Raw genomic sequence first — 6,711 nt, 5'->3', positions numbered from 1 at the left:
TGATCACGTGAAACCGAGACATTCCATTGTGGAAATTTTTCACCCCACTGGAACGTGTTCTCAACCTGTTTCAAAAACGTTTTTTGTATTGAATTTAGGACAATACCGCACTCTTCAACCAGTTTAATGATTCGATTCCCGGGATATTCATGCAAAAAGCGTTGCGGTGATTTATGAATTAGAATCCCGATTGCAAGATACTGAATCGCAAAAGCCATCAAATTACCGTAAAGCCATTTCAACTCTGCATCGACATCTTCGGAAGCTTCCAGCAAAGAAGTTGCCAGGCCTTGCAGTTTGGCTTCAACTGACTCATATTGAACTGTTGCATCAAGTGTCCAGCAAAAATCCGCTGCGCTTTTTAATTCTTTGGCTTGTTCAAGCCAGAACTCAATACTGGACGTCGGTAATTCTGCCATATCTACCAAAATTCCCTCACAAATTGCAAATTTACTGGTCTAATGAATATAGTCCGCTACATTGATATGTCACCACAGCAAGCAATTGAAAGCCAAATGTATCTCCGGGTGACATGACTAATATCAAAGAACTATGCTCAGAATGGAAAATAATGTTTATAGTAAACTGTGAAATGGAGGTGATTCACCATGAGTAACGACACAGACCCCATTGTTGGTAACTGGTATCAACATCTTGATAAAGGCCAGCTTTTCAGAGTTGTGGCTATTGATGAAATGAATAAGGTGGTGGAAATCCAGAATATTGACGGTGACCTCGATGAAACAGAATTAAGCCAATGGAAAGACCTGGATATTGAGCTGGCAGAAGAGCCGGAAAATTTCAGTGGCCCGTACGATGTTGGAGAAATTGACGACTATGGTACCGAAATAACGGATACTTCCAGGGAAGATTGGGAAGAATCGTTTGAAGAAATCAAATCCTGAAAAGCAGTTAAAATTATCAAATTAACAGGCCAGCCAGTTAGGCTAAAATTAAATCAGGTTTTGCCGCGAGCATGCGTTGGCATCTAATTTAGAGGCGCTTGACCTGTGTCACTGTGAAACTCTGGGCAATACCGGTAAATGAACTAAGATTGTTCCAACGAGCGTAGCAGCTGGTATTCCAGCCAAGTCCGCTGATCCTTAGCAAAATACTGGGAGATATTATTGAGTAATATTGACCAATTGGCTGAGCACCATGGTGAACTGGCAGGTTACACAATCGAATTCCGGGTGTTGGAACACTCGATACTAGATCTTCCCCCTGGGTAAAGTCATCTACTTTTTTAACAAAAGCGCTATCACAAATGTTCTACCAAAATGTTTTTCTACATATGTTTTGTAACGATTGTTTTGTAACAACAGCTATCTCTGGAAAGTTATAAATAAATAAATAAGTAGCATGAATGACTCAGTAACTGATCCCTTTTTACGTGCCTATCGCGGGAGTTTTGTGGGCATTCGGCTATGGCAGGATCTTGATACGTTTTGGGAAACACTGAAAAGCAAAGCCGATGACAGCTGGTACATATATGCGATCGGAGAACCAGTACCAGACGCGCCGGTATCCAGTGAGCATTTCAAACATTTTATTCGTGAAATCGATGTTCTTCTGCGTAAGGAACATGAAGAAGAGTACTGTGGTATTGTCTATGTGGATGATAAAACCGATCCCAGGTTTATTAAAATTTACGATCCTAACAACCTGGGCGTCGTCTGCGGATTCAGTGACAGCCCCCCACTGGCGGGCTGGACGATTACCCGGATACCACCGAAAGAATTAAATGAAACCACTTTCCTTCCACAAAACCGAAGACGCTGGTGGCAACGGCTATTTGCAGGTTCTTAGCCATCGAACCTCGTTAAAGTTTGCTGATTTACCCCAACCAGGCAGTAATCTGAGGATCAAGGAATTCGAATGGCTGATAACCATGAGTGAGCAAGGTATAACCCTCATTATTCTGTAAAACCAGCGTTGGAAATCCCCGAACGCCAAACTGCCTGGCTCTATGAAAATGTGCCAGGGTTTTTTGTTTGACGACTTCTTCCTCCAGTTTCTGTTCGAATTTGGAAGCATCTACTTCGAACAAAACCGCCAATTCACTTAAAGTGTCGGGCTGCGTAACATCCCTGCCCTGAGAATAAAATGCCGCCTGAATTGATTTAAAATAAGGTAGCACCATGTCGGAATTTAATTCCCCCATCGCGACCACCGCCCGACTGGGAGGCTCCGTATCATAAATAAATCCTTCTGGCATGGCGCCATCGAACAGAAAAGATTGCCCAGTGCGCTTATGTACTTCATGCCAGTGATGTAAAATATCTTCACGGGATTTTTCGTCCATCGGTTCAGTGGATCCTGGCCTTAATCCACCTAGAATTAACGCAATCTTCAAATCATCCGCAAATTTCTGTTTAATTGACTCGATGACTGGCGCGAATCCCCAGCACCAGGAACACATGGGATCGGCAAAATAAAACAGTATTTTATCCGCTGCAGTGTCTGTCATGATCAAGCGCGTGACATGTATTCACCGGTGTCCGTATTAACCTTGATCGTTTCCCCCGGTGTTAAGTATTCCGGTACCTGCACCACCAGCCCGGTACTCAAAGTGGCAGGCTTGGTACGCGCCGAAGCGGAGGCTCCCTTGATACCCGGCGAGCACTCGCTAATTTCCAGATTGACTGTCGCTGGCAACTCAATACCCAATAAAGCATTATCTGCAATCAATGCACTAATTCCTTCCTGACCATCAACGATGTAGGGCAGTTCTTCTTCCAGGTCTTCTTCGGATACGACATATTGCTCATATGTTTCGCTATCCATAAAGGTGCAACCCTCGGCATCTCGATATAATAGTTGTACCGCGCGGCGTGTAAAATCCACCGAGTCCACGTTTTCATCACCCTTATAGGTTTTTTCAAACTTCTGTTTAGAAACAACATTACGCCCGGTAACTTTGTATAAGGTACTGCCACTCCGCGAAGAAGGCGACTGTACCTGCACGTGCTTAATTAAAATGTTCTGCCCATCAATTTGTACGACCATGCCTTTTTTCAATTCATTGGTTTTCATTGATACCTCACAATGATTACAATATGTTTAGCGTTTATTAGTTCTGGATAGTTGATTCAGTTGCCGGTTGGTTGACTGGATTTTCACCAGACTCGACCATCAGGTACACCTGTGATGCAACCCCGATCAACAGGATTACAATTGCCAGAATTAATAACAGATTATGTCTTTGTCGTTTATCCACTGCTTCACCCGTAAGTTGAATAAATGATCAGAAATTCAAACATAATTGATCCGTTTTGCCAACTGCTATTAAACCATCAGTTCTTTGCCTGAATGAAGAAAAGTTTGCTACAGGTCAATTACCTTACCCCCATTTCTGTAAAATAATAGCGCTAATAGACAATTCAAATTAAATCACAGGATCTATATATGTTAGGCGCAATTGTAGGCGACATCATTGGCTCAGTTTACGAAGGCCGGCCTGTTAAAACCAAAGATTTTGATATGTTTATCCCGGGTACCACGTACACCGATGATACAGTATTAACTGTCGCAGTTGCCGATGCCATCCTGCACCACAAGGACTATGAAAAATCTATATTAAAATATGGCAAAAACTACCCTAACGCCGGTTATGGCCGATCATTTTCCCAATGGTTAGCGGCATCTCATCACCAGCCCTATAACAGCTGGGGTAATGGATCAGCGATGCGCGTCAGCCCTATTGGCTTTGCATTTAATTCCAATATCGAAGTGCTTGAAGAGGCGCGTAAAAGCGCAACAATTACCCACAATCATCCCGAAGGTATTAAAGGCGCCGAAGCGACCGCCTTAGCAGTTTATCTCGCGCGCACTGGTCATGAAAAAGAAGAAATCAAAGATCAAATTGAAAAGTTTTTTCAGTATGATTTAAGTCGTCAGCTCGATGATATTCGCGACAATTATATGTATACCCTCTCCTGCCAGGGATCGGTGCCTGAATCCATTATCGCTTTTCTGTATTCTACTGACTACGAAGATGCCATTCGTAATGCCATCTCACTCGGCGGTGACGCCGACACCATGGCCTGCATCGCCGGTGGCATCGCCCAGGCTTATTACGAATTTATTCCAGTTGAACTCATTACAGAAGCCACAGAATATTTACCGGAGCCGTTCCTACGAATCATTGAAGAATTTGACGAGAAATATATTAATACTTAGTCATTAGATTACCAAGGAGTGTCTTTACTAATTTTATTATTCTCCCCAATATTATTTTGACGTACAGCATAAAGAAAAAGTTTTTATGCCATTTCAACGGCTGCATGCCGACGAATTTGACGGTACTGGCATTGGGCTAGCAACAGTACAACGTATTGTACAAAGACATGGCGGTCAGATCTGGGCTGAAGTCCAACCTGACAGTGGCGCTGCATTCTACTTTAGCTTATTCTCAAAACTGTCATCGACTAAACTTCAGTAACTACTCGAGTTACCAGGGCATTATTGTTCCATCGTAACGTAAAAAACAACCTGACTGGGATATATCAAAACTTTCTACCCGTTGCCGCATACCGTTGACGCTTTCTTGTGTCGACAGTGGTGCAGAATCGCCACCCATGCGGGTACGCACCCAGCCCGGATGCAATAATAACACACCAACTTTCCGATCAACTGCTTCAATAGACAAACCTTTCATTGCAGCATTGATAGCTGCCTTGCTGGATCGATAGGCATAGTCCCGGGCACTGGTAATATCCGCAATGCTCCCCATATGGCTGGTAATCGCAACTATCAGACGAATTTGACTACGCGCCACATGTTCAACAAGTGCCTCGCTCACCCGCATAGGACCCAGTGTGTTGACATCAAAAGTATGCTGCCAGTCCTCATACTTGATTTGACCCAGTGGGTCCTTTCCCCACTGTTCGTGATAGACACCCGCATTGTTAACCAATACGTCAATCGCCACATCACCCAGCTCATGACACAGGACCGTTAACTGTTCGGCGTCTGTAACATCCAGACGATGAAGCGTCACATTGTCCTGTTGATCTGCCAGTTCCTGTAATTCATCCGCCTGGTCCGGGTATCGGCAGGTCGCGTAGACACGCCAATTTTCTCGGGCATATTGCCTGACCCATTCCAGGCCCAGGCCGCGATTGCTTCCAGTGACGAGTATACTGTTCATTCTGATCTATACTTTCTGAATAGTGAATGACTATATTAGTCTCATAGTCATGTTAATAATTGTCATGTAAATAATAGTCTAGGTATTTTATGACAACAAAATCGATCGTTGAAAAAACGGATGAACAGATTATTGAGCTCGCAGAACCGCTACTACAGAACCTGCTGGATGGCGCTAATGCACTGAACTATGAAAAATTCACCCGTGATTTTTCCCATAGCATGAGAACCGTGATGCCCCATGACCTGTTCATGGAACAAACGATTGGACTGCAACAGGTGCGCGGAAAATGCGTATCAAGACAGCCATTAGGCGTGCTAAGAAAAAACAAAACCGCGCTTGTTCTCTGGTCTGCTCAATATGAAAAAACCGCAGATGATATGTTAATTCAACTTAAACTGGTTTATGAAAACGACAAACTGGTTATTTCCAGCGCTTTGATCACTTAATACGACAATTTATTTTATTTTCTACATTAACCACTGATACCACAGAGGTAAAGTCAACATACTGGTTACCGTGGTTATTGTCACGGCAGTAGCATACATTCCAACATCAAGATTAAAACGGTCACAGATAACAATACCAATGACCATGCTGGGCATGGCTGCCTCCATTACCACAGCCGCACGCAACTCCCCTTCCATACCGAGCCAGTTTACCACCAACAACACAATGGCTGGAATCACAAACATTCTCAGGGCAATCACCGGAGCCAGGGGTCGCAAGTAACCAAGACTGTTACGATTCCATTCGAGGCTCAAGCCCAGGGAAAAAAGCATCAACGGCACCACACCGCGCTCCAGCATTGTTAACAGTCCGCCTATTACCTCCGGCATTGGCACGTTAAGCACATTTAATATGACAGCCAGCAACGCTGCCCATAGCGCGGGGATTTTCATCAACTCCTGTGCAACATTCACCCGTTGATTTTCAACCGTTCCAAAATGGGCTGCGATTAAAATTCCTACAGTGAATAGTAGAGGTGTACAGGCGAACAGATCATACTGAATAGCGACACTTCGCCCCCAGTCTCCAAAGGTAGCTTCCAGTACGGGTAATCCCAGATAAGTCGCATTGGGGAAAGCCACTGCCAATATGATTGCACCGGCTACCGCCGATTGTGATTTGCAAAATCGGCAGGAAAAAAACGCCAGTATCAGACCTGACAACACGCCTGCAGCGGCGGCAATCACAATGTAGAGCGAATTTTCTCCCAGTTTCGCATTCCACAATACGGAGAGCACCAATGCCGGCAGTAGCAGATAATAAACCAGCGTGGTAAGCACTTTTCGCGTTTGCCCATGTTCCAGCCCAGCCGGCTTTACCATGCGCCACACAATGCCGCAAAGAATCAGTCCCGCCATTTGCACGATAACAACTAACACTTTTATTTATTTCTCTTGTTTAAAAAAAATAAAATTCCGAATGTGAACATTAGTAATCATACATTCCAGTCAACTACAGAATCCAGTATTATTCGAAGCATGAAAGCTGGCGATATAATTTTAGTAACCATTAGCGATGTTTCCAGGGGCGGCGCGGGCGTCGCCCGACCG

General features: G+C 44.2%; 10 protein-coding genes and 1 pseudogene. 5 read left to right on the top strand and 6 right to left on the bottom strand.

Features of this window, described 5'->3' with window-relative positions; all coding sequences use genetic code 11:
- On the bottom strand, window positions 1-419 hold a 419-nt coding region (locus ACWVCM_RS15535; protein ID WP_455202677.1), incomplete at its 3' end, for a hypothetical protein.
- Between the two features lie 189 nt (window positions 420-608).
- Here ACWVCM_RS15535 and ACWVCM_RS15530 point away from each other — a divergent pair.
- Both ACWVCM_RS15530 and ACWVCM_RS15525 read left to right on the top strand, forming a co-directional pair.
- A complete protein-coding gene (locus ACWVCM_RS15530) occupies window positions 609-905 on the top strand; it encodes a DUF6763 family protein (RefSeq protein ID WP_455202676.1) in 297 nt (98 codons plus the stop codon).
- Window positions 906-1,362: 457 nt separating this feature from the next.
- Window positions 1,363-1,809, top strand: a complete 447-nt coding sequence (locus tag ACWVCM_RS15525; RefSeq protein ID WP_455202675.1) for a hypothetical protein — start codon at window positions 1,363-1,365, stop codon at window positions 1,807-1,809.
- 28 nt (window positions 1,810-1,837) lie between these two features.
- Here the strand turns inward: ACWVCM_RS15525 and ACWVCM_RS15520 are convergent, their stop codons facing one another.
- Genes ACWVCM_RS15520 through ACWVCM_RS15510 form a run of 3 tightly spaced genes read right to left on the bottom strand, consistent with a single transcriptional unit; the run spans window position 1,838 to window position 3,220 of the window.
- Window positions 1,838-2,470, bottom strand: coding sequence for a DsbA family protein (locus tag ACWVCM_RS15520; RefSeq protein ID WP_455202674.1), 633 nt, complete (start codon window positions 2,468-2,470; stop codon window positions 1,838-1,840).
- Between the two features lie 2 nt (window positions 2,471-2,472).
- Window positions 2,473-3,036: an elongation factor P-like protein EfpL gene (efpL, locus tag ACWVCM_RS15515; protein WP_455202673.1), complete on the bottom strand. Its 564-nt coding sequence runs from the start codon at window positions 3,034-3,036 to the stop codon at window positions 2,473-2,475.
- Between the two features lie 37 nt (window positions 3,037-3,073).
- Entirely contained in the window at window positions 3,074-3,220 is a 147-nt protein-coding gene (locus ACWVCM_RS15510; protein WP_455202672.1) for a hypothetical protein, read from the bottom strand.
- Window positions 3,221-3,408: 188 nt separating this feature from the next.
- Between ACWVCM_RS15510 and ACWVCM_RS15505 the strand changes: the two genes are divergently transcribed.
- Complete coding sequence (locus ACWVCM_RS15505; protein ID WP_455202671.1) at window positions 3,409-4,182, top strand: ADP-ribosylglycohydrolase family protein; 774 nt, start codon at window positions 3,409-3,411, stop codon at window positions 4,180-4,182.
- 70 nt (window positions 4,183-4,252) lie between these two features.
- Window positions 4,253-4,444 (top strand): annotated as a pseudogene (locus tag ACWVCM_RS15500) (ATP-binding protein); the annotation flags it as partial.
- 9 nt (window positions 4,445-4,453) lie between these two features.
- Here the strand turns inward: ACWVCM_RS15500 and ACWVCM_RS15495 are convergent.
- Window positions 4,454-5,152 (bottom strand): SDR family oxidoreductase, encoded by a 699-nt coding sequence (locus tag ACWVCM_RS15495; protein WP_455202670.1) that lies wholly within the window; start codon window positions 5,150-5,152, stop codon window positions 4,454-4,456.
- An 89-nt stretch (window positions 5,153-5,241) separates the two neighbouring features.
- Here ACWVCM_RS15495 and ACWVCM_RS15490 point away from each other — a divergent pair, with 89 nt between their 5' ends.
- Window positions 5,242-5,601: a hypothetical protein gene (locus tag ACWVCM_RS15490; protein WP_455202669.1), complete on the top strand. Its 360-nt coding sequence runs from the start codon at window positions 5,242-5,244 to the stop codon at window positions 5,599-5,601.
- A gap of 21 nt (window positions 5,602-5,622) precedes the next feature.
- On the opposite strand, the gene ACWVCM_RS15485 is transcribed toward ACWVCM_RS15490, so the two are convergent.
- Window positions 5,623-6,540 carry an AEC family transporter gene (locus tag ACWVCM_RS15485; RefSeq protein ID WP_455202668.1) on the bottom strand — a complete coding sequence of 306 codons (918 nt, stop codon included), beginning with the start codon at window positions 6,538-6,540 and terminating at the stop codon, window positions 5,623-5,625.
- Between the last annotated feature and the right edge of the window lie 171 nt (window positions 6,541-6,711).

It is taken from the genome of Kaarinaea lacus, from assembly GCF_975902315.1.
This window is presented reverse-complemented; position numbering and strand designations above follow the sequence as displayed.